General features: G+C 68.4%; 18 protein-coding genes and 5 pseudogenes. 11 read left to right on the top strand and 12 right to left on the bottom strand.

The features are described from left to right. Window positions 1-88: 88 nt before the first annotated feature. Together BLW14_RS31225 and BLW14_RS31220 are read left to right on the top strand one after the other, a co-directional pair. Window positions 89-388: a hypothetical protein gene (locus tag BLW14_RS31225; protein ID WP_093710440.1), complete on the top strand. Its 300-nt coding sequence runs from the start codon at window positions 89-91 to the stop codon at window positions 386-388. A gap of 171 nt (window positions 389-559) precedes the next feature. Further along, window positions 560-937 (top strand): hypothetical protein, encoded by a 378-nt coding sequence (locus BLW14_RS31220; RefSeq protein WP_093710912.1) that lies wholly within the window; start codon window positions 560-562, stop codon window positions 935-937. Here BLW14_RS31220 and BLW14_RS31215 read toward each other — a convergent pair. After that, window positions 877-1,305 (bottom strand): nuclear transport factor 2 family protein, encoded by a 429-nt coding sequence (locus tag BLW14_RS31215; protein WP_218137691.1) that lies wholly within the window; start codon window positions 1,303-1,305, stop codon window positions 877-879. The genes BLW14_RS31220 and BLW14_RS31215 overlap by 61 nt on opposite strands. An 82-nt stretch (window positions 1,306-1,387) precedes the next feature. Here BLW14_RS31215 and BLW14_RS31210 point away from each other — a divergent pair, with 82 nt between their 5' ends. After that, window positions 1,388-1,975 carry a TetR/AcrR family transcriptional regulator gene (locus BLW14_RS31210; RefSeq protein WP_093710439.1) on the top strand — a complete coding sequence of 196 codons (588 nt, stop codon included), beginning with the start codon at window positions 1,388-1,390 and terminating at the stop codon, window positions 1,973-1,975. Between the two features lie 319 nt (window positions 1,976-2,294). Here the strand turns inward: BLW14_RS31210 and BLW14_RS31205 are convergent, their stop codons facing one another. After that, window positions 2,295-3,743 carry an aldehyde dehydrogenase gene (locus BLW14_RS31205; RefSeq protein ID WP_093710438.1) on the bottom strand — a complete coding sequence of 483 codons (1,449 nt, stop codon included), beginning with the start codon at window positions 3,741-3,743 and terminating at the stop codon, window positions 2,295-2,297. Window positions 3,744-3,861: 118 nt separating this feature from the next. On the opposite strand from BLW14_RS31205, the gene BLW14_RS31200 reads away from it, so the two are divergent. Continuing rightward, complete coding sequence (locus tag BLW14_RS31200; protein WP_093710437.1) at window positions 3,862-4,452, top strand: TetR/AcrR family transcriptional regulator; 591 nt, start codon at window positions 3,862-3,864, stop codon at window positions 4,450-4,452. Window positions 4,453-4,837: 385 nt separating this feature from the next. Beyond that, a pseudogene (locus BLW14_RS31195) lies at window positions 4,838-5,339 on the top strand (IS21 family transposase); the annotation flags it as partial. Window positions 5,340-6,207: 868 nt separating this feature from the next. Here the strand turns inward: BLW14_RS31195 and BLW14_RS31185 are convergent. The 3 genes and pseudogenes from BLW14_RS31185 to BLW14_RS35395 form a co-directional block, all read right to left on the bottom strand. Beyond that, window positions 6,208-8,520, bottom strand: coding sequence for an FdhF/YdeP family oxidoreductase (locus BLW14_RS31185; protein WP_093710435.1), 2,313 nt, complete (start codon window positions 8,518-8,520; stop codon window positions 6,208-6,210). A 36-nt stretch (window positions 8,521-8,556) separates the two neighbouring features. After that, window positions 8,557-9,153 carry an SRPBCC family protein gene (locus tag BLW14_RS31180; protein WP_093710434.1) on the bottom strand — a complete coding sequence of 199 codons (597 nt, stop codon included), beginning with the start codon at window positions 9,151-9,153 and terminating at the stop codon, window positions 8,557-8,559. A gap of 280 nt (window positions 9,154-9,433) precedes the next feature. Beyond that, a pseudogene (locus tag BLW14_RS35395) lies at window positions 9,434-9,732 on the bottom strand (transposase); the annotation flags it as partial. 260 nt (window positions 9,733-9,992) lie between these two features. Between BLW14_RS35395 and BLW14_RS31175 the strand changes: the two are divergent. Continuing rightward, window positions 9,993-10,376 (top strand): SRPBCC family protein, encoded by a 384-nt coding sequence (locus BLW14_RS31175; RefSeq protein ID WP_371128099.1) that lies wholly within the window; start codon window positions 9,993-9,995, stop codon window positions 10,374-10,376. 117 nt (window positions 10,377-10,493) lie between these two features. Here the strand turns inward: BLW14_RS31175 and BLW14_RS35390 are convergent, their stop codons facing one another. The 3 genes from BLW14_RS35390 to BLW14_RS31165 all read right to left on the bottom strand — a co-directional run bounded on the left by BLW14_RS35390 (window position 10,494) and on the right by BLW14_RS31165 (window position 13,395). After that, a complete protein-coding gene (locus BLW14_RS35390) occupies window positions 10,494-11,108 on the bottom strand; it encodes a hypothetical protein (RefSeq protein WP_256332936.1) in 615 nt (204 codons plus the stop codon). 333 nt (window positions 11,109-11,441) lie between these two features. Beyond that, on the bottom strand, window positions 11,442-11,966 hold the full coding sequence (locus BLW14_RS35385; protein ID WP_256332935.1) for a hypothetical protein: 525 nt from the start codon (window positions 11,964-11,966) through the stop codon (window positions 11,442-11,444). A gap of 805 nt (window positions 11,967-12,771) precedes the next feature. Further along, the gene (locus BLW14_RS31165; protein ID WP_093710432.1) at window positions 12,772-13,395 is read right to left on the bottom strand and encodes a type III effector protein; all 624 of its coding nucleotides are present in this window, start codon (window positions 13,393-13,395) and stop codon (window positions 12,772-12,774) included. A 128-nt stretch (window positions 13,396-13,523) separates the two neighbouring features. On the opposite strand from BLW14_RS31165, the gene BLW14_RS31160 reads away from it, so the two are divergent. The 3 genes from BLW14_RS31160 (at window position 13,524) to BLW14_RS31150 (ending at window position 14,932) form a co-directional block, all read left to right on the top strand. Continuing rightward, window positions 13,524-13,955 carry an Hsp20/alpha crystallin family protein gene (locus BLW14_RS31160; RefSeq protein WP_093710431.1) on the top strand — a complete coding sequence of 144 codons (432 nt, stop codon included), beginning with the start codon at window positions 13,524-13,526 and terminating at the stop codon, window positions 13,953-13,955. Between the two features lie 104 nt (window positions 13,956-14,059). After that, window positions 14,060-14,455: a DUF2267 domain-containing protein gene (locus BLW14_RS31155; protein ID WP_093710910.1), complete on the top strand. Its 396-nt coding sequence runs from the start codon at window positions 14,060-14,062 to the stop codon at window positions 14,453-14,455. A gap of 33 nt (window positions 14,456-14,488) precedes the next feature. Further along, window positions 14,489-14,932 carry a DUF2267 domain-containing protein gene (locus BLW14_RS31150; RefSeq protein WP_093710430.1) on the top strand — a complete coding sequence of 148 codons (444 nt, stop codon included), beginning with the start codon at window positions 14,489-14,491 and terminating at the stop codon, window positions 14,930-14,932. Here BLW14_RS31150 and BLW14_RS35810 read toward each other — a convergent pair. Continuing rightward, window positions 14,916-15,587, bottom strand: coding sequence for a hypothetical protein (locus BLW14_RS35810; RefSeq protein ID WP_371128098.1), 672 nt, complete (start codon window positions 15,585-15,587; stop codon window positions 14,916-14,918). The genes BLW14_RS31150 and BLW14_RS35810 overlap by 17 nt on opposite strands. Between BLW14_RS35810 and BLW14_RS31140 the strand changes: the two are divergent. Next, window positions 15,468-16,351 (top strand): annotated as a pseudogene (locus BLW14_RS31140) (IS256 family transposase); the annotation flags it as partial. The gene BLW14_RS35810 and the pseudogene BLW14_RS31140 sit on opposite strands and share 120 nt — an antisense overlap. A gap of 443 nt (window positions 16,352-16,794) precedes the next feature. On the opposite strand, the gene BLW14_RS35805 reads toward BLW14_RS31140, so the two are convergent. Together BLW14_RS35805 and BLW14_RS31125 are read right to left on the bottom strand one after the other, a co-directional pair. Next, complete coding sequence (locus BLW14_RS35805; protein WP_371128136.1) at window positions 16,795-17,361, bottom strand: IS3 family transposase; 567 nt, start codon at window positions 17,359-17,361, stop codon at window positions 16,795-16,797. Between the two features lie 769 nt (window positions 17,362-18,130). After that, window positions 18,131-19,246, bottom strand: coding sequence for an MFS transporter (locus BLW14_RS31125; RefSeq protein ID WP_218137707.1), 1,116 nt, complete (start codon window positions 19,244-19,246; stop codon window positions 18,131-18,133). A gap of 221 nt (window positions 19,247-19,467) precedes the next feature. Here BLW14_RS31125 and BLW14_RS31120 point away from each other — a divergent pair. Then, a pseudogene (locus BLW14_RS31120) lies at window positions 19,468-19,767 on the top strand (DDE-type integrase/transposase/recombinase); the annotation flags it as partial. Between the two features lie 496 nt (window positions 19,768-20,263). Here BLW14_RS31120 and BLW14_RS31115 read toward each other — a convergent pair. Next, window positions 20,264-20,997, bottom strand: a pseudogene (locus BLW14_RS31115) (transposase family protein). Window positions 20,998-21,517: the final 520 nt, after the last annotated feature.

The raw sequence follows: 21,517 nt of genomic DNA, 5'->3' as shown, positions 1-21,517 counted from the left end.
CGCGGCCCTGGAAGAAGGTGCGCGAGCTGGAGGAGGAAGGCGAGATCCTGCGGAAGGCGGCGAAGTATTTCGCCGGGGAGGCGCGCTGGTGAACCGCTTCCAGTCCGTCGCCGAGCATCAGCGCCGCTACGGCGTGAAGCGGCTGTGCAGCATCCTCGGCATCAGCCGCTCGGGCTTCTACTACTGGAGCAGGACGGCCGTGAACGGGGCCGCCCGCCAGGTGGCCGCCGCGGAGCCGGCCGCCCGGATGCGGGCCGTGCACCAGGAATCGGACGGTACTTACAAAGTCCCGAAGATTGCCGAGTTCCGCGAAGCGAGCGGCGAGGCGGTCAACCACACGCGGGTGCCAGGATCATGCGGGCGTCCGGGATCAAAGGGGTCCGGTTGAGACGCCGGCACCGCACGACCGTCCCCCATCCGGCTGCGGCCCGGGCGCCGGACCTGATCTGCCGCGACTTCACCGCCCGCACGGCGGACCGGGCCCGGTAGAAGGCGGCGTGAAGAAACGCCTCCTTCGCCGGGCCGCGGCAACGTCCTCGTCGTCGAGGGACAAGGCTCGCTGCACACCGCCCTGGTCGGCAACCTCATCGCCGGTACCGCCCAGGACAACGGCTGGGCCGGCCTCGTCCTCCACAGCGCCGTAGCGGGTGAACAAGTCCGGGGCGCCGAAATTGCCGGACTTGAGCATGAGCGCCACCTGAAGGTCACTCCGCCGAAGGTGACGGGAACGCCGATGGCTCCGGCAGCGTCCTTGGCGTTCTTGCGGGGAATGGTGCCCAGCGCCTTGATACCGAGGCCAGTCGTGGGTCGATCAGCTGCGATCGATCGAATTTCGCAGTCTCACAGGGACGAGCCTCGATCCGCGACCGGTGCAGATCAAGCGCCGAGGTCTTCCGGACGCAGGCTCAGCACCTGCGTGATACCCATCACGTCCTGATACTCGCGCCAGTGCAGGATCTTGCCATCCCGGACGCGCAGGATCGCGATGAAGACTGCGGATGCGGCGAGGCCTGTGGTCGTGACCGTGCCGGTGAACTCGTACTCCACAACGAGGACCTCGGGGTCGGCGGTCTCGCGCGTGGAGATCTCGTGGAACTCATCGCACCGGAACGGCAGCGGCCGGCTCGCGTAGAACGCCAGCCAGTTCTCGCGCCCCTCGTAGCGCCGCGCTCCCGGCGGGGAGAACGGGGTCTCCACGACGACATCATCGGCGAGAAGCTGTGCGGGGAGCAAGGTCGGACCGTACTCGCAGAGCACAGCCTCCTGCATCTGCCGGTAGACCTCGACGGGAGTGGGATGTGGCATGCGGATACCTCCTGAATTAAAGTGAGTATCACTCGACTTGACGATAGTGAGTGAGACTCACCTTGACTAGAAGGAAGTGCTGATGTCCTCTGCGGGCCTCGGGAGAACGCGGCCAGTTCGAGCCGACGCGCGGCGCAATCGCGCCCGGATCCTGGAGGCGGCCGAAGCGGTGTTCGCCGAGCAGGGCGCGTCTGCGTCCACCGATGCCGTCGCCGAGCGCGCCGGGGTCGCCATCGGCACGGTGTTCCGGCACTTCCCGACGAAGCCGGACCTGCTCAGAGCTGTGGTGATGAGCGTGCAGGACCACATCGCCGCCGAGGTCGACGTGATGGTGCTCGACCAGGTCGCACCCACCGCCCTGTTCGACTTCTGCTCGCTCGTCATGGAGGCCGGGGCGGCTCACCGGGACGTCTTCGAGCGCTTGGTCGAGACCGGCGTTCAAGCCCGTGTCTCCGCTTCTCTGGCGCGCATGCGGCCTGCCATCGACGTGCTGCTGGAACGGGCCCGGGACGGTCGCGCCGTCCGCCACGACCTGAGCGCCGATGAGCTGATCGCGCTGCTCGCCGCGGTGTGTCAGGAGGCGATGGCCGGGGACTGGAGCGGAGGGCTTCGCCGCCGCGCTCTCAGCCTCCTCTTCGGCGGGATGCGGCCCACGGAAGCGGGGCTGTAGATCGTCCGGTGCAACTCCCGATCATGGAGGATGCACCGATGACCAGTGAAAACGTGCCGAGCCGAGATCTGTGAGGCGGTAGAGCCTCAGCCGGTGAGAGGGACAACCGTCGGGGAGGCTGACGGCCGGTGTAGTGCTGGGCACTGCGGTGAGGCGGTAGCCGGGGCGGGCGTAGTTCATCCTGCGGGAGTGTGCGGGTGCCGCGGCGAGGTCGTCGGAGCCGCTGTTCCGGGAGGTGCTGGAGCTGCCGTCGGAGCTCTCTACGGGGGTGCAAGGTGCTCGGGACGGGAGGCTGGCCGTGTCGAGGGGCGGGGCCGGTTCAGATGGTGGTGATGGTCTTGTATTCGGTGTAGGCGCCGAGGCCGACGGCACCGTACTCACGGCCGATGCCGCTGTTCTTGAAGCCGCCGAAGGGGCCATCGAAACCGATGGGGGCGCCGTTGACCGTGACCGAGCCGGTGCGCAGGCGCCGGGCGACGGCGAGAGCGTGGTCGGTGTCTGCGGACCAGACACCACCGGAGAGGCCGTACTCGGAATCGTTGGCGACGCGTACGGCGTCGTCTTCGTCGTCGTAGGCGATGACGACCAGGACCGGGCCGAAGATCTCCTCCTGGGCGATGCGCATGGAGTTGTCGACATCGGCGAAGAGAGTCGGGGTGACGTAGTTGCCCGCCTCCAGCCCCGCAGGGATGTGGGGGCCTCCAGTGATGAGGCGGGCCCCTTCCTCGATGCCGAGCCGGATGTAGTCGCGCACGCGCTGCTGCTGGTCGCGGCGGATCATCGGGCCGATGAAGGTGTCCTGCGCCAGGGGGTCGCCGACCTTCAGCGACTCCACCAGTTCCTTGAGTGCGGTGACCACCTCCTCGTAGCGCGAGCGGGGCGCGAGAATGCGGACCTGTGCGATACACGCCTCTCCGTTGTTGAGGAGCGAGCCGAACTTCAGTCCTTGGACGGTCTGCTGGAGGTCGGCGTCGGGGAGGATCAGCGCGGCCGACTTACCGCCGAGTTCGAGGCTGACCCGCTTGAGCTGCTGCCCGGCGATGGACGCGATGGTCCGTCCGGCGCGGGTGGAGCCGGTGAAGGCGATCTTGTCGATGTCGGGGTGGGAGATCAGGTACTCACTGGTCGCCCGGTCGGCTGGCAGCACACTGATCACGCCCCGCGGGAGCCCGGATCGCTCCAGCAGCTCAGCGAGGAAGCCCATGCTGAGGGAGTTCTCCGGGGAGACCTTGAGCACCACGCTGTTGCCGGCGAGCAGCGCCGGGATGATTTTCGCGTTGGCGGCGGAGAAGGGCGAGTTCCACGGGATGACGGCCGCGACGACCCCGATCGCTTCACGGCGCACGATGCTGCGGAACGGGGCGGCCGGGTCGGACGGGACGAGGACGGCCTCCCAGTCGAAGTCCTCGGCGGCCTTGAAGTAGGCGTTGGCCTGTCGGCTCAGGCCGCCCTGTCCGGCGAGAGTGAACCAGGCCGCGGAGCCGTTCTCGGCGGTGATCAGCTCGGCGATCTTCTCCGCGTTCCGCTCGCGCAGTTCGTTGTAGCGGCGCAGGACGGCGATGCGTTCCTGCGGCGCGGTGCCACTCCACACCCCGGCCTCGAACGAGGCCCGGGCGGCGGCCACGGCGCGGTCGACATCGGCGGGCTGCGCCTGCGCGGCGCGGCCGACGACGGACTGGTCGTGGGGGGAGCGGATGTCAAGCAGCTCCGGATCACTGGGCTTCACCCAGGAGCCGCCGATGAAGAGCCGGTCATAGGTCGTCGTCATGACGTTCGATCCTCTCGAGCAACTTATCTGTCACTCCAATGTAGCACTTCCAACCTGTACTAGCTCATTTAAGAGACCAAACCTGCAGAATGTGGCGCGCGCAGGGTACATTTTTGGGATGAGAGCTGACGCAGCCCGCAACCTGGAAGCCGTCCTGATGGCGGGAGCACGAACACTCGCCGCCGACGCGGGGGCGAGCATGGCCGATATCGCCGCGGAAGCGGGCGTCGACCGGCGCACCGTCTACCGGCGCTTCCCCTCCCGGGAGGCCCTTCTGGCCGCGGTCTACAAGGCCCGGCTCGACGCCATCGAGGCTGTGATCGGTGAGGCCCGCCTACGGGAGGCCCCTGCGCAGGTCGCCCTGCACCGCTACGTCGAGGGCGTCATCGAGGTCAACCGGACCTGGCCCGTCGACCTCGCCCGCATGCTGACCGATGCCCCCTCCCGCGAGCGGCGCGACCACTTCGTGCACGAAGTCGACGCCTTCATCCAGCGCGCCACCGACGAGGGGCTGTTCCGGCCCGGACTCCCACCGGGATGGGCCGCCGCCCTCATCCCCCTGTTCATGCATCAGGCATCCCGGAAACTGCCCCAACTCACCCCCGGACAAGCCGCCGACATTGTCGTCGACTCCCTGCTCCACGGCATCGGCATCGGTACGCCGCCCCCGGCCACTCCCCCGCCGCAATCCAATGGGCAAGCACGATGATCTCCCAGACCGCAGACAGGGACCGTGAACCCGGTTCGACCACGCACCACGGACCGGACACACGGCGCCGTCAGCCGACCATGCCGCGCAGCACGCACTATCGCGATGTTCACACCACCAACGGCACCGCGACGTCGGCGGTCGACGGGGACAACGGCCCCTTCGGCCGGAGCAGTACCTCTTCTACGGTCCTGAGCATTCAGCGTGGCTGCGTCGTTCTGGGGCCACTCTCAGGCGACTTCATCCGCAACTCGAAGAGGTGTCGGCCTACACGAGAACGTCCCCACCCGCGGACGGATGAAAAGGGCCAGTGGTTGATGCGTTGAGACCGGCTGCGTGACACTCTGCTGCTTGGTCGGTGAGAGGCCAGGGGACGCGGTCGACGGTGGCCCTGGGGCCGCGACGCTGGTCGGAACTGCGGCGCTTCCGGCACCTGTTGGAATCCGGGGCGATCAGCTGTCGGAGGTGGCTCGGGAGACCGGGCTGGAGCGAAGACGGTAGCCACGTATCTGTCGGCGACGGGGCCGACGACCCCGCCGCGACGGTCGCCGAACGGGCGGTCGAAAGCGAGGGAGATCGACGAGTTCGCGCTGGCAGACTCGATGCTCCGGGCCGAGATCCTGATGAAGGCCGCGGTGATCCACGAGCGACTGACCACGCAGTACGGGTTCACCGGCTACCAGCGGACCAAGCTCCACGTTCAGGAAGCCAGGCCCCGGATCGCGGAGGAACTCGGCATCACACCGAAAGAACTGGCGGGCATGCACCGCCGCTTCGAGGTCATACCCGGCGCCCAGGACCGGGTCGATTGGGGGACCCGGGGACTGCTGCTTCTGCACGAGCACCTTCGGCTCACGATCACGCGCTGGTCACGGCGTCCTCGGTGCGCGGTCTGCGCCCCTGGGTCTCCGAAACCCACCTGCACGACGGGGTGAAGGCCGACCCCGGGGTGCTGGACCGCCTTCTGTTTCCCTGTCCTAGGCGAGCACGCCGGGCGCGAAACGAGCGATTTCCCTCTGGGCCATGACGACGGCGCCGTGGTTGCATCCGGGCAGGGCGCGGTGGTCGGTCTGCGGCGGCGAGCGCTCCGGCCAATCGTGTAGGCGTGATCAAGGCCATTGCCCGGAGTAGGGACGACGAGGCGCGTGGCTTGGTGAATCGGGGGTTCGCCCAGATCGGTGAGGACGACGGAGCCACAGGTGACTGGATCTGTGACGGGACCGCCAGCCAGGACCGAGTCGGGCCTGAGCCGCTTTCACCAGCTCATTGAGGACACGCCCGCCCTGCGGGAGTACTCGGCCAGGATCCGCTTGCACGCCTCGATCGCCTCGGCCGGCTGTGTTCGTTGGCCCGGCCGCGTTCGACTTCCGCTTCCCGCAAAGGCCGCCCCGGGGCAGCCGACTCCCGCGGTCGGAGTTCCCGGGCCGTTGCTGTGACAGCGTCGCCCCGGGAGCTTCGGCGTGCTTTCGCCCAACTGGCCTGCCCGGGCGCAGCCGTGTCTTCCCTCTCAGGAGACGACTGCGGCAGCGACGCGCGGCCCTGAGGAACGCACTTCACCTGATCAGCGTTCAGCTGCGGGGACCGTGAGTGACAGTGAGCCGAGAGAACCATCGCATCGGCAGAGGTGACCGCTCCGTACGTCCGTACGACCAGCGGCCTGCTCCTACGGCTCCTGAGTCCGGCCGCCGGCACAACATCGGCTTGCCGCCGCAGGGGCCTGCGGGCACCTCCCGGGGCAGGACCGCCCTGTCCCGGTCACCGAGGGGCCGGCCGGGACCGGTGCCCTGTGGGCTCCAGGCGGACGACGATGCCCTTCGACGTGGGCTGGTTGCTCATGTCGGCGACGCTGTCGAGCGGCACCAGGACGTTGGTCTCCGGGTAGTAGGCAGCTGCCGAACCCTTGGCTGCCGGGTAGGGAACGACCTGGAAGTTCTCCACCCGGCGCTCGGTGCCGTCCTCCCAGACGCTCACCAGATCCACCCGGTCGCCCGGGGCGAGACCGAGTTCCGGCAGGTCGGCCGGGTTGACCAGGACGACCTGGCGGCTGCCGTGGATGCCGCGGTAGCGGTCGTTGTCCGTGTACGGGACGGTGTTCCACTGGTCGTGCGAGCGCAGGGTCTGCAGCAGCAGGTGTCCCCGGGGCGCCCGGGGGACCACCCGCTCGTTGCAGGTGAACCGGGCCTTGCCGGTCTCGGTCCTGAACACACCCTCGTTGACCGGGTTGGGCAGCTGAAAGCCTCCCGGACGGGTCACCCGGGCGTTGAAGTCGTGGAAGCCCGGCACGATCCGGGAGATGCTGTCGCGGATGGTGCCGTAGTCACCCTCGAACCTGGCCCAGGGGATGTCCCCCACCCCGTCGACGGTCAGCCGGGCGAGTCGGCACAGGATGGCGACCTCGCTCAGCAGCATGCGCGAGGCCGGTTCGAGCCGCCCTCGGGAGGTGTGCACCTCGCTCATGGAGTTCTCGACCGTGACGAACTGTTCGCCGTCGGCCTGAATGTCATGCTCGGTGCGCCCAAGCGTTGGCAGGATCAGGGCGGTGTCGCCGCAAACGGTGTGCGAGCGGTTGAGCTTGGTGGAGATATGGGCGGTCAGCCGGCACGAACTCATCGCCTTTTCGGTGACCTCGCTGTCGGGCGCCGCGCGTACGAAGTTCCCGGCCAGGGCGAGAAAGACCTTGATGCGGCCCTCCACCATCGCTTTGATCGAGTTCACCGAGTCCAGGCCGTGCGGCCGAGGCGGGTCGAAGCCGAACTCCTTCTGCAGGGCGTCCAGGAATGTGTCCGGCATCTGCTCCCAGATGCCCATGGTGCGGTCGCCCTGAACGTTGCTGTGGCCGCGCACCGGGCAGGCCCCCGTGCCGGCCCGCCCCAGATTGCCGCGCAGCATCAGGAAGTTGACGATCTCCCGGATGGTGGGCACGCCGTGCTTGTGCTGAGTGATACCCATCGCCCAGCACACGACGACGCGTTCGCTGCCGAGGACCTCGTCGCGGACCCTCTCGATCTCACGGCGGGTCAGCCCCGTCGCCGCGTGCACGTCGCCCCAGTCAACGGTGCGGGCATGCCGGGCGAAGTCCTCGAAACCGGAGGTGTGGGCGTTGATGAAGTCGTGGTCCAGGACGGTGCCGGGGCGCGCGTCCTCCGCCTCCAGCAGCAGTCGGTTCAGTGCCTGGAATAGGGCGAGGTCCCCGCCCGGTTTGATGTGCAGGAAGCGGTCGGCGATCTGGGTGCCCCGTCCTACGATCCCGCGCGGCTTCTGTGGGTTCTTGAAGCGCCGCAGCCCCGCCTCGGGCAACGGGTTGACCGCCACGATGCGGCCGCCGTTGCGCTTGGCCACCTCCAGGGCCGAGAGTTGCCGCGGATGGTTACTGCCCGGGTTCTGTCCCACCAGAAAGATCAGGTCCGCGTGGTGGAGATCGTCGAGGCTCACGGTGCCCTTGCCGACGCCGAGTGTCTCGTTCAGGGCGAAGCCGCTGGATTCGTGACACATGTTGCTGCAGTCGGGCAGGTTGTTGGTGCCCAGGGCCCGGGCGAAGAGCTGGAAGACGAAAGCGGCTTCGTTGCTGGCCCGGCCGGAGGTGTAGAAGACCGCCTCGTCAGGCGAGTCCAGCCCGTTGAGTTCCTGTGCGAGGACGCCCAGGGCATCGTTCCAGCCGATGGGCTCGTAGTGGTCCGACCCGGGCCGTTTGATCACCGGCTCGGTGAGCCGGCCCTGCTGGTTGAGCCACATGTCGGAACGAGCCGCCAGGTCGGACACGCTGTGCTCGCGGAAGAAGTCGGCGGTGATCCGACGCGTCGTGGCCTCGTCGTTGATGTGCTTGGCGCCGTTCTCGCAGTACTCGTTGCGATGGCGTCGGCCCGGTGCGGGGTCGGCCCACGCACAGCCGGGGCAGTCGATGCCGCCCACCTGGTTCATGGCGAGCAGGTCCACACCGGTCTTGCCCGGGGAGGTCTGCTCCAGGGAGTACTCCAGCGCGTGCACGACGGCGGGGACCCCGGCCGCCCACTTCTTCGGCGGTGTCACGGAGAGCGCGGTCTCCGGCTCCTGACCGGGCGGGTTCTGCATCGCTTGGCCTCCTTCTGCCGTGTACGGGTGGGCGGGTCAGCCGACAGGCCACTGTGCGACACGGCTCCTGGGCGGTTCCGGGGTGTCGTGCTGGACGCGGCCGTTGCGGATGGTCCCGCGCCAGGCGCCACCCTCCTGGCCGAGCCCTTCGATGAAGTGCTTGAAGCCGACCAGTTCGGCGCGCACCAGCCGGGCGGCCAGCCCCGTGACGGCGGTGAAGCGGCTGAGGACCTTCGCGGCGCCAGGCGGCCGCAGAAGCATCCGCACCGTGATGGCGGTGCCGCCTGGCCCCATGGGCCGGAACTCGACCTCGCCCTCGTGGGTGGGATGTTGCTCCAGGCCGCGCCAGGCCAGGTAGGCGTCGGGGTCCTGCTCCGCGATCTCGACCAGAAAACGGTGGCGCAGCAGGCCGTAGCCGATGGTCCACGCGGTAACGGTGGGCCTCACCTGCTCGACATCGCGCACCACGGCCGAGAAGCGCGGGAACGTCTTGAACTGCGTCCACTGGTTGTAGGCCGTGCGGACCGGCACCGCGACCTCGACCGCCTCCTCGACGTGCCACTCACGCAGCGGACGGCGGCGTGCGACGCCGTCGCCATCGGTGCGCCAGTCATCCTCTTCCTGCGCCATCATGGTCCTTCTTCCGGTGAGTAAGCCGGGCATCCGTCCCCTCCTCGCAGGTCGAGGCACCACTTCCAGTCTCCCGATCCCCGGTTTCGAATCACTCGACCGCACACCGGCCTCTCCGGGCGTGGCTTGACCGCGGGACGGACCCTCCCGTTGCCCGACGGACGCCTCCAGCTTCATCCCAGGACACGGCCACCCGCCACTCACCGCGCCCCAGGCAGGTGACAGGCGGCCGCTCCCCGGAACACCGCTCCGCCGTCGCCGCGTCGTCGCAGATAACGCCGGTTCTTCCGAGAGAGGAATCGACTCCCTTACGGGCGATTCGGCGGGTGAAGCCGCGCTCGCGTAATCATCGCCGCAGGTGAGCGTAGTCGTAGCCTTGTCGGCGTGGAGCTTGCCGGGCTTGCGCCGTCGCCGACCCCGGCGCCAGCGGATCGCCGGGATGCCCTTCACGAGCCGGGGCAGGGCCTGACTGTCGTGCAGGTTGGCCCCGAAAATGCCGACGGCTATGGGCATACCTGGCCGCTCCGCAATCAGGTGGATCTTCGAGCCTTACTTGCCCCAGTCGGCAGGATTCGGACATGTGCAGGCGCGGCCGTGACCTTCTCAAGGTCCGCTTCGGCCTGAAGCTGTCCAACGAGAGCGGCCCGAACATCAACTGACGCCGCAAGCGGACTCACCCGCGCGCCGTATGCGAAGCCCTACGGTCCGACCGTGGGTCGGGACCCGGCGCTTCGACTGCCGCTGAAGGCCCGCTCCAGGTCTGCCTCGCCGACATCGGAGGCGCTTGAGGTAAACGAACCCCGTGCCCAGCGCCTTCGGCCTTGCGCATGCATGGTGGACAGGTGAGAAGAACGGTACGAGCCACGGGCTCGGCAAGCGTGGAATCGGTCTGGCGGCGGTACATCCGCACGGAGGCCTGGACTACGTGGGCCCCGCAGATCCGGGCCGTGGAGGCGGAGGCGGAACTGCGCGTGGGCCTGCGCGGCCGGGTAGTGCCCGTGGTGGGGCCCAGCATCGCCTTCGTCGTGGAGGCCGTGGACCACCAGGCCCGCACCTGGCAGTGGCGCGTGCAAGCGGGCCCGGTACGGATGCGTCTGTGGCACGCCGTCCGACCCCGCCCACCGTTCGGGACGGAAACCGAACTGCGCATCGACGGCCCCACTCCGCTCGTGATCGCATACGCGCCACTGGCCCGCCGCGCCCTGCACCGTCTGGTCGACGGCTGAACCTCCGGACACGGCGCACCAGGGCCAGCGCAGTGACCGCCGTCTTCAGCGCCCGGTCCCATCCGCCACCCGGGCCGAGGGCCAGGCGTGTTTCAAAATGGGGTGGACTCTGAGTCGTTACTCGCGCAGAGCTCGTGTGATGAGCCGTTCCATCACTCGCTCGGGCAGCGCCGGGTTTGTCGCGGCGGCTTGAGCCAGGGAGCCGTCGGGGGCGTCGATGAGGCTTTCCAAGACTGGGAGGGCCAGAGCAGGGTGGGCGGCTACGACGCGCCGAGTGTCAAGATCCTCGGAGTCCAGGCAGAGCAGCAGTGTCTCGGACCGTGCCGCCGGGTGACTGGCGATCTCTTGAAGCACGCGCCTGGTGCCGGCTGGGTGGGCCGCCATCCGATGCAGCAGGGCGGAGGGACAACCAGGGTGGCGGGCGACCGCGGCGAAGACTGGCGGGCCGTGCCGTTCGGCAATTTCGGCGAGCCGTTCGGAAGCGAGTTCCGAGCGGGCGGCGATCCGCTTGGCCACTACGATGTCCTGGTCGGTGGCGAGCTGTTCGACGAGGACGCGCGGAAGCTGGCTCCGGTCGGCGACGAGCGCCCTGGCCTGCGCCACTCGACTCGAGGCCAGTGTTCGGAGCTCGAGGTCGGTGGCGGACTCGGTGCGAGGTACCGGTTCGCCAGGCATCCGTTCGTTGGCCACCAGAGTGGTGAGCAGGTCGAGCGGGACGGACGGGTTCTCCACGATGGCTCGGCGGACCTCGGGAGCATGGTCGGCGGCGAGGGTGCGCGCAGGGTTTCGGGGACAGCGGGGTTCGCGGCGATCACAGTGCGGACGTCGTCGCAGGGGTGGGTGGCGAGCCGGTTCAGGAAGTTGACCGGCAAATCGGTGCGGGCAGCAAACGTCGTGACCGTGTTCTCGGGGCGTCCAGGAACGCGGAGAGGCCTGCGGGCGGCACGGCCGGGTGGCCGACAGCTGCCAGACGGACACGTCGGACGCCGGGTGCGTGGTCCGCACACGCCACCTCTCGGCGGTGGCAGGCACCGCAGCGCGTCGGGGCCGGCCGCCCGCCGTCGGCTAGGAGGGCGGCGAGCAGAGCGGGTGACGCGTTCTCGTTCTCGGCGACGGCCTGCCGTACGACCGTGCTGGGTGGCGGGCGAGATGGGGAAGCAGCTCGGGTGGAAGGTTGGGGTTCGCGGCGGCGCTGGCCACGACCTGCAGGTCCAGGTCGCGGACGAGGAAGGTGATGACGTCAGCGGGTGCGTCGTCGGCGTAGGCAACCTCTCGCCGTGCCTCGGGGTTTGGATCAGTGGCGACTGCCCGCCAAACGGCGGCCGGTGCTATCCCGCCGAGGACCGCGTCGAGCAGCCGGCCGGGCTGTTCCTTGGGGATCTCGGGCCACGGCACCAGCCCGATCCGGACCATGAACCCGGTGAGCGACGGGTTGCCGACGGCAACAAGATCCCTGACCTGTGGAAGCGTCAATTGGTCGCGGTGAGCCAGCGTGAACAGGACGTCCTCGTCACCGTTCGCGATGAGCCGGGCGAACAGTCTCGTGGGCAGGGCCGGGTTCTCGGCCAGCCCCAGCAGCACGTCACGCAATCGGTTGCTCTCCCCAACGACTAGGTCTGCCACTCGGTGGCCGGTGGCAGGCTGATGTAACAGGAATGCTGCCTGGCCGTCCATCGCATTTCGTCGGCGACAACCGTCTCGTGATCTCAGTCGATGTCGGCCACGAGAGTGTGAAAGTCTTGGGCCGCGCACGGGCGGCGTGGCGGCCCCGCGACGACGGGGGTCGGGACGCAGTGTGGTGGTTGTCCGTGTGGACGCCGACGTCGCGCCCCGGCCGGTGCTGGTAAAGCTGAAGGCGCCGATCCGGCTGCACCGACCGCCAGGAGCAGGTGGACGACTGGCTCCGCCAGCTCGGCCTGGACGCCGGCCTGACCGGCATGGAGAGCCTGGTCGAAAGCTACCGGGCCACCGCCTCGACGCCGATGTAGCCCGCAGGACGCCATCGCTGACGCCGATTAGGGAGCGATAGGACGCCCGTGAACAGCGGAGAGTGGAGAGCGGCCAAGGATCGTTGTGCGCACGGCACGGGTCCGGGGTGGTGATTCCGAAATTTTGGAATCACCACCCCCGAAGGCACCGACCGTCGCTGCGGCCCAGAGGTTCGTCGTGTGTGCTCAGCCGCGTCCGCGCGGGACGCGGCTCACATGGATCAGCGGGCTGACGAAGCATAGGGCTGCGGGGCGCGAGACCAGCCGTGGGCGTGCATCGTTTTCGGTCTCCTAGTCCCCGCGAGGGCTGCACGTACGGCCCGTGTGATCGATCACATCGTTGTCGGGACTGTCCCTGCGCGCGGGGTCTGCGCATCGGCCCCATGGGCTCCCGGCCTTGGCTCCTGCTACGGGGCTGTGAGGGTGTCGAGCCGGGTGGCGAGGTCGGGGTGGGCGGCGGCCAAGTGGGGGCGGGCGGCGTTCAGGGGGGCGATGAGGTCGGCGGGATCGTCGTGGGCGAGGGCCGCGTGGAGCTCGCTGAGAGGGCGGCGGGCGGCGGCGGGAAGGTCGGTGAGGGCGGTGATCTGGCCGGCGAGGCGGCGCAGGTCGGCCGCGTTGCTGCGGGCCCGGGCGGCGGTGGTGCGGTCGGCGGCCCGGGCTCGGCGGGTGGCCGTCACGCGCTGTTCGCCGGTGGTCCCTGCAGGGCCGGGGCGGCCGCGCAGGTAGCGGCGTTCGGCGGCCTGTCGGCTGGCGACGCCGAGGGGTTGGGCAAGGTCGGCCCAGCTGGCGCCCGCGTCGCGGGCGGTTTCGATCAGGCCGGTCTCCCATCCGGCGAGCTGTTCGCGGACCTGCCGCAGCAGCGACAAGGAGGCCAGGGCCTGTTCCGGACCGGGAGCGGGGGCGGTTTGGGTCTCGTGCTGGGCTTCACGCAGGGCGTCGTCGATGGCGTCAAGGGCCGCCGCGGCGGCCAGGAACGACACCGGGCTGTAAGCGTCGGCGCGGGGCGGGGACGGCTGGTCGGCCGGAGTCACGGACACCTCCCTCGGGTTGTCATCGGGCAGACGACACTTTGTTTGTCATCCATTGGATGACATGTTACAACGGTGTCAGTGAGGCGCATTGGCAGTAACTGCCTGAACCTGCTGGAGGTGTTTTCACGATGTTGATGCGCACTGACCCCTTCCGTGAGCTGGACCGACTGGCGCAGCAGCTGATGGGTCCGGGGACCTGGTCGAAGCCCTCGGCGATGCCGATGGACGCCTACCGCGAGGGCGACGAGTACGTGGTGGCCTTCGACCTTCCCGGTGTCACCGCGGACGCACTCGACATCGACGTCGAGCGGAACATGCTGACCGTCAGGGCCGAGCGCCGACCGGTGGCGAAGGGCGATGACGTGCAGGTGGAGCTGGCCGAGCGGCCGCTGGGCGTCTTCTCCCGCCAGATCGTGCTCGCCGACACCCTCGACACCGAGCACATCAAGGCCGACTACGACGCGGGCGTGCTCACCCTGCGCATCCCGATCGCCGAGCGCGCCAAGCCCCGCAAGATCTCTGTCGGCGTCGGATCCAGCCACAAGGAGATCTCCGGCTGACACCGGCCGGACAGGTGCGGAGGACGGGCACCTGATCTCCCCCTCATCCCGCCCTCCGCACCCCTACGGGCATCCGAATGAAACAAGAAGGGGTGGCGGCCGAGATGGCTCTGCGACACGAAGCGTTCCTCGACCACGTCAAGGAACGCGGCGAGTACGAAACCGTGGAGGAAGCCGAGCGCGCGGCCCGCGTGATCCTCGGGCTGCTCGGCGCGCACCTGGTCGGCGAAGTCCGCGCCCAGCTCGCGGCACGCCTGCCGGAGGAATTCGCCCTTATCCTGCTCAACCCGCTCCAGAGCGCCGAGCCGCTGCCACCGGAGCGGTTCCTGCGGGCCGCCGCGGCCTGGATCGAGGGCGCCGCCGAGCACACCGCGACCTGGGACGTCAGCGCCGTCCTCTCAACGGTCGCCGACACGGCCGGCGATGACCTTCTGGGCCAGATCCTGCTCCAGCTCCCCACCGGCTACGACCTCCTCTTCGGCCGTCCCCGGCCCACCTGACCACCCTGGCTCCCATGAAAGGAATCCACCGCAGTGATCACCGACGTACGGGTACCGCTTGAGCACCAGCAGCCGTACTCGACGGCATACGAGCAGATGCTGGAGAAGGTCCGCTACGAAGGCGCCTACCCCACCCGCGAGCGAGCCGAGGAAGCCGTCCGCCTGGTCCTTTCGGGGCTGGGACGCCAGCTGACCGGCGACGAACGCGTCGACATGGCGCGCTGCCTGCCCCGGGAGGCCGCTCGTGTGCTGACCGCGCAGATCCCCGACCCTCAGCCGCTGACCGGATGGGCCTTCGTGAAGGACCTCGCCGCCCGCTCAGGCGCCTCCCTGGCCACCACCCGCTGGGACACCGGCTCCGTCTTCGCCGCCGTCACCGCCCACACCGATTCCGACCTCATCACCCGCATCCTGCACCAGCTCCCCGCCGGCTACGCCCTGCTGTTCGGCCGCGCCGAACTCACCCCCGCCGCGTAATAAACGGCCGGTGTCCTTCAGGACGATGTCGGCCTGGGCACCGCCCCGGCCCTGCGTGCTCCACGACCGGCCACCGGCAACCAACCTCGGTCCAGTACGAGCCCATGCCCCCGCCCGGTGCGTCGGCGACGGCCCGGGCGGCCGCCTGCACTGCGGACGGGTCCGTGGCGGGCTTGGCCAGGTCCGGCCTCGGGCGCAGCAGCGCGATCACGGCCTCGTTCACGGCCATCGGGTGGGTGGCGCCGGCTGCGCCCGCGCCGCGCGCGTTGGCGCCCATCTCGGACAGGGGGCGCTGGAGCTCGGCGGCGGCCTCCAGGCCCTTGAGAGTCAGGTGACGCAGCGCCTCGCCGGTGGTCCGCGCGCATCGCGCGCGAGGAGCAGGCCCCGGGACTGTAAATCGTTCGGTGTAACTCCCGATCAAGGAAGATGCGCCGATGACCAGTGAGAACGTGACCGAGGCCGAGACCGTCGAGGCGGCTGAGCCGCAGCCGGCGAAGGCGGTGGGCGACCGGCTGATTGACGAGTTGGCTCCCGGGCCCAGGCCGAGGACCTGCAGCTGACCGGTGAGGGCGGGCTGCTCCAGCAGCTGACGAAGCGGCGGCTGGAGTCCGCCCTGGAAGGCGAGATCACCGACCACCTCGGCTATGACCAGCACGATCCGGCTATGACAAGCACGATCCGGCCGGGAAGAACGGCGGGAACAGCCGCAACGGAACGCGAGGCAAGACCGTGCTGACGGACGTCGGCCCGGTGGAGATGTCCATGCCCCGCGACCGTGACGGATCCTTCGAGCCAAAGATCGCCAAGAAGCGGCAGAAGCGCCCGACCGGCGTGGACGAGATGGTCATCTCACTCTCCGCGAAGGGGCTGACGACCAATGAGGTCCAGGCCCACCTCGCAGAGGTCTATGGCGCCGAGGTCTCCCGCCAGACGATCTCGACGATCACCGACAAGGTCATGGACGGCATGGCCGAGTGGCAGAACCGGCCGCTCAACGCCGTCTCTCCAGTGGTTTTCATCGACGCGATCCACGTGAAGATCCGCGACGGCGCGGTCGCGAACCGGCCCATCTACGTCGCCTTGGCCGTCACGACCGAGGGCCGGCGGTACATCCTGGGGCAGTGGGCCGGCGACGGCGGCGAGGGTGCCAAGCACTGGATGCACATCCTCACCGAGATCAAGAACCGCGGCGTGAACGACGTCCTCATGCTGGTATGCGACGGACTCAAGCGCCTGCCCGACGCGGTGGAGACCGTCTGGCCCCGCACCACTGTCCAGACCTGCGTGGTCCACCTGCTGCGGAACTCCTTTCGCTATGCCGCCCGCCAGGACTGGGACAAGATCGCCAAACTCCTCAAGCCCGTCTATACCGACGCGACGGAGGACGCCGCACTCGAGCGGTTCGCCGAGTTCGCAGACGCCATGAGCAGCAGCGTACGCATTCGCATTTACTCCCCTGTCGGCCATCACGCACAGAACTCATGTCATACCGCGACAGGGCGCAGGGATGAGGCCGAACCAGCCAGAACAGCCCCCAGAGGAGAGAACCTGCCACCGACCGACGGCTCCCCGCCCACCCGCCGCAGGCTGAGAGCCGGGCCAGGGACAGTGGCTCCACCTGACGCCCGCCGGAAGGACCGGACCACGGAGCTCACCCTTCCGGTGACACGTCAGCGCGGGGCTTCAGGAGGAGGCGGCCTGCACCGGGACGGAGCCCGGTCACACCTCCCCTACCGCGGCCTTGTCGGCGGCCCGGTGCATGGGCAGTTATTCGACCGTGTTGACGCTGATGGCGACAATCGCACGATCCAGGCGATGCGTCTCGGACACGTCGAGCTTGCCCAGCTGGGTGAGCGCGGGCTTCACCACGACGACTTGGGAGCGTCGAGCGCTGTGCTCACGCGACACGGGGCTGCTCGTCCGCGAGGCGGGCGAGCGCCTAATGCGCCGCAGGAACAATTCCCGCTCACGCTGGAAGTATCGTGCCTCTGATCGTGACCAAGGCAGCGCGGCGAAGCGATGGAACGGCACACCCCCACGTGCTCATCATGGGTGGGGGCGATTGGGCGGGACTCCGCCGGTGCCGCCCGGCGGCCAGAGCGTTGCTGTACCCGGCAGAGCCGGTGGAGTGGTGCGGGGTGTGTCCAGTGCCAGTTGACCGGGCTCCACTTCTTCTTCAGGGCCGTGCACTGTCGGGCGTAGGCCAGGCCGTGCTCACGCATCAGCCGTTCGACGGTGCAGCGGGGTGCGACAACGCCTTCCCGCAGCAGCCCGTGGTCGATGCGCCGGGCTCCGTAGGTCTCGCCGGAGTCCGTGTGGACGCAGCGGATATCGGCGAGGAGGCCTTCGTCGCGGAGCCGACGTGCGGGCTTTGGGCGCTTGCGGCGCCCGTTGCAGGCGGAGATCGGCAGGTCCAGATCCCGGCACACGGGCCCCGCCCCGAAGTCATCGCAGAGGTGGTTGCTCACCGCTTGGGCTCGCACGGGGCTGGTGGAGCTCCTTGGCGAAACGCGCTGGAAGTCTTCAGGAATTTGTTCGCCCTCGGCAACTCAGCCGCCCATTTGCGGAGGTGTACGAGTTTGGCGCGCTCGACAGAGGGGAATGGATGGGGCCGCCTACCGCGGTTGGCCTTGGCCTGGTGGCCCCACAGCCGCCATGCTTCCTTGTGGATACCGAGGTCTCGGACCGCCTGGGCGACCAGACGGCCATAACTCTGTATGTCGCCCAGGCACGCTCGCGGAGCGCGTCAGGAAAATTCCGGGGTGCTGGAATCAGACCTGCGCTTCCCATCTGCTGAGGCGATCATGCCCGGCTTCAGCACCGCTACGAGATCCGGTTCAGCTCAAGGTAACCATGGCGAACCTGAACGACCCCACTGTGAGCAGCTGCCACATCTGGGTTTTCAACGAGAAGAATCTGACCGCTCTCCATCGACCGCGCTCGCCCCGACTCAAGCGCAATGCGGGCGCCAACCACCTTCTGGCTGAACCGGTTCAGCGGGTCAGCCCCTCCCAGCCACCGCCATGGCATCCCTGTTCACACTTCCCGCCACGCGGCGCTGGCCGCCCTCGCCGCTGATCTACCCAGCCCGATCCTCGCCGACGTGACCGGAATGCACCGCCACACCGCGCTCCGCTGGGTCGCCTGCGCCCGACGCGACTGGGCGGAGTACCTTGCCGCCCGAGCCAAGTTCATGCTCTAACGATCCTGCCCAGGCAGGAGCCGCCCGCCGAGTAGCACCGCGCAGGACCCTGCGGTCAGCAGTCCGCCGGCGAGGAAGGTGCCACGCACGTCGGCGATCGGCAGGACCAGGCCGCCGAGCGCGGCACCCACCGCGATGCCGGCGTTGTAAGCGCCGGAGTTCGCTGCTAGCGCCATATCAGTGCGGCCCGGCGCGCAGCGCAGCATCTCGTTCTGGGTAATCATGAACACCGGCCCGAGTGCACCGCCCATCAGCGCCAGGAAGACCACCGCCGCCACCGCATGGTTGCCAGCCGCGTACAGGCCGAGCATGCCCACCGCCTGCGTGGCCACGGCAGTGGTCAGCGCAGACTGCGGAAAGCGGTCCAGTACCACCCCAGTGATGCTCACCCCGGCCAGACACGCGACACCGAAAACCACGAACAGGGCGCTGACCGCGCTCGGGGAGAACCCGCTCACGTCGCCCAGAAACTTCACTAGGTAGGTATACCCCGTGAACGCCCCAGCGGCTGATAGGGGTCCTGTCGCCAACACGAGCCCGAACCGGCGGCCGTCGGGACTGGCCGCATAGGCGGCGGGCTCCTTTTCTGGGCGCGAGGTCGGCAGCAGTACGGCGATCGTCACGAGGGAGATGAGCCCCAGAGCCGCCAGCAAGGCGACTGGCACCTCCCAGTTGCTCTGCTGGCCCAGCCAGGTACCGGCGGGAACACCAAGCACGAGGGCGAGCGAACCGGCAACCGACAGCGCCGCGACTACGCGTCCGCGGACCGCAGGCACGAACAGGCCCACCGCGACCGGCCCCATCACAGCCCAGAACAACGCCTGGGCGAGCGCGGTCAGCAGCCGCGCCACAAGAAGCAGCCAGTAAGAGGTCGCCAGCGCCGCGACGAGACTGGACACCACCAACGCGGCCAGTAGCCCCGTAAGCACATGACGTCGGGGTACGGCCCGCATGACGTGGGCGAGTGGCAAAGACGCAATGGCCACCGTCACGCCATAACCGGTGACCAAGAGACCGACCGCCGACACGGACACCCGCAGGCTTTCCGAGATGAGCTCCAGAAGGCCGACCGGCAAATTCTCCGCAGTGTTGAAGGTGAACGCAGCCAGCATCAGCGCAACGAGCACCGCCAACCTGTGCCATGGAGCCGGTCGCGCCGTAACCTCACGGTCTCGTCCTGACCTCACCCGTCGGGCCTGCTCAGTGCCACCGTCCATGGAGGCACCCCAGCGGGCTCACATGTCCCGCCGCAACCGAATATCTGTCATATGGGGGTGTGGAACACTCAAATGATCGGCCATTGCCTTCGATATCGCCCACCCCGTGGTTCGAAAGCACCCGTCTGGCCGGCTGGGCGATCACCGGCCACATGCGCGTGGACCCCGTCACCGACGCCCTGGCCGTGGCGGTCCGCACCCGCGGCAGCCCGCCGGATCGATCATGCACACCGACCACGGAGCTCAATACACGAGCAGAATCTCTTGCCCAAGCCTGCAGGTCAGCAGGGGCTCGGCGAAGCATGAGCGCAGTCGGGTCCAGCGCGGACAACGCACTCGCCGAGTCCTTCAACGCAACCTTCAAACGCGAGACCCTGCAAGGACGAAAGAGCTGGCCAGCCGAGGGCGAGGCCCGACTCGACGCCTGATCGGCAGCCTCTCCCACCTCATCCGCGAAGCCGCGCGATGGGTCCTGCTGCGCCGCCACTGATGGCGGGCACGATCCCGCCGTATGCTGCCTGTCCGCGCCCCACTCGCTTACTCCGGGGCAGGCGGGCGGGTACGGGCGTGCTGCGTCGGTGCGCCATGCCGGATGCGGCCGTCGATACAGGGCGCGCCCCTGTCGCTGAGCGGGTCGATGCCCGACTCCATGGCACCGGCCACCTTCTGGCGGGGTTGATCTGCATGGAAGCATGATCCGGGGTCCTTCCCGCCGGGCGGGAGGCCATGTGACCCGTGTGGCGCGAAGCTATGAACGGTTGGTTGAGAAACAGAGGAACGCGCTCCGGGCGGTACGTCGCGCCCCTCACCTCCACCATGCACGGTCTCGTCAGAGCCGGGCTGTGACGGCGACGCCGGTTGGGATAAGAACGCCGGTGAGGGAGAGGAGCCAGCGACCCCTTTCCATTCTGATCAGGTGGCGAGTTCGAGGGCGACGACGGCACGGACGATGATTGTGATCCGGTGGTGCTGCAGCGGAGCTTCGGCAGAAGCCGCCAGCACTTGAGCGTGGCCATAGCGCGTTCGCCGAGGCTGCGGATCTTGGCGTGATCGCGGTTGTGACGTCGGTGCCAGCCGCGCAGATTTTTGCCCCGGAACGGGACGCGCACAGCAGGACCTGCGCCCTGATACGCCTTGTCCGCCCAGCACTTGACGTCGTCGACGGCGAGAGCGTCGGGGATGCCGTGGGTGCGGGCTGCGGTCAGATCGTGTACGGCTCCGGGTAGCGCATTCGAGGCCCAGATCACATGGCCGGCGGGATCCGCGAGTACCTGCACGTTCATCCCGTGGTGCTTCTTCTTCCCCGAGTAGTACGACCTGTCAGCGGCGATGCGGTCGATTGGCAGCACGGTGCCGTCGAGGATTACGTACGCCTTCTTCCGTACGGTCGTCATGGCCTGTTCCAGCGTGGGCGCCAGAACGGCCAAGAGGTCGACGGCCTCGCGCATGTATCGGTAAACCGTTGCGATCCCGACGCGGAAACCTGCTGCGAGGCGGGCGTAGGTGTCGCCGCAGCGCAGGTGGGCCAGGACGAGTATCAGGCGCCGCCATCGGGAGCCGATCCGACGGCGGTGACCTGCGAGGAGGCTGGAGAGGTGTTGCAGGGCGCGGCTGGACAGATCGATACCGGACGGGTAGACAAGCACGCGAGGCTCCTGGGGGCACGGGTGATCTAGGTCGAGAGCCCGTCTACCAGGAGCTTCATCGTGCTGTACGGCAGTCCAACTCGTAGGCTTCGAGCGCAGGTTGCCAAGGGTTGATCGTCACATAGAGTCTGGATGGTGGGTGACTGTGAGCGTCAGTCTCTTCTTTGTCGCTGTGGGCCTCATGGCAGTCGCGGCCATGTTCTTCTTCTTCGCTCTTGGCTACTTCGACACTCCTAGGGAAACGCGACGGAATGGACTAGTCGCTCTGTGGTTCTGCCTGGGGTTGGCCTTCTTGGGGTCTTGCTTCTACGTAATATCCCTTTAATCCGGGATTCGCATCACACATCGTGCACACGCCGCGTCCGTGGGAGTCGCCCGAACTGCGCGGAGCAGAGCGCGCGCCACCACGCCCGCCTCGGACATATGCGCGCTGCAACGGCACCGAATCGCCGAGATCATGAAGTTTGACCCTCGTCCTCTAACTTGCTCAACCTGAGGCTGGAAAAGGCTCAGTAGCGGA

Source organism: Streptomyces sp. 2131.1 (genome assembly GCF_900105515.1).
Lineage (GTDB): Bacteria > Actinomycetota > Actinomycetes > Streptomycetales > Streptomycetaceae > Streptomyces > Streptomyces drozdowiczii.
The sequence above is the reverse complement of the archived record's forward strand: the minus strand, read 5'-3'. Positions and strand labels throughout refer to the sequence as shown.

Bases quoted from the DNA above. Each gene is read 5' to 3' on its own strand.
- BLW14_RS31185 (WP_093710435.1), bottom strand. From the start codon at position 8,520: ATGCAGAACCCGCCCGGTCAGGAGCCGGAGACCGCGCTCTCCGTGACA.
- BLW14_RS31210 (WP_093710439.1), top strand. From the start codon at position 1,388: ATGTCCTCTGCGGGCCTCGGGAGAACGCGGCCAGTTCGAGCCGACGCG.
- BLW14_RS31180 (WP_093710434.1), bottom strand. From the start codon at position 9,153: ATGATGGCGCAGGAAGAGGATGACTGGCGCACCGATGGCGACGGCGTC.
- BLW14_RS31125 (WP_218137707.1), bottom strand. From the start codon at position 19,246: ATGCTGGCTGCGTTCACCTTCAACACTGCGGAGAATTTGCCGGTCGGC.
- BLW14_RS31200 (WP_093710437.1), top strand. From the start codon at position 3,862: ATGAGAGCTGACGCAGCCCGCAACCTGGAAGCCGTCCTGATGGCGGGA.
- BLW14_RS31215 (WP_218137691.1), bottom strand. From the start codon at position 1,305: ATGCCACATCCCACTCCCGTCGAGGTCTACCGGCAGATGCAGGAGGCT.
- BLW14_RS31205 (WP_093710438.1), bottom strand. From the start codon at position 3,743: ATGACGACGACCTATGACCGGCTCTTCATCGGCGGCTCCTGGGTGAAG.
- BLW14_RS31160 (WP_093710431.1), top strand. From the start codon at position 13,524: ATGTTGATGCGCACTGACCCCTTCCGTGAGCTGGACCGACTGGCGCAG.
- BLW14_RS31155 (WP_093710910.1), top strand. From the start codon at position 14,060: ATGGCTCTGCGACACGAAGCGTTCCTCGACCACGTCAAGGAACGCGGC.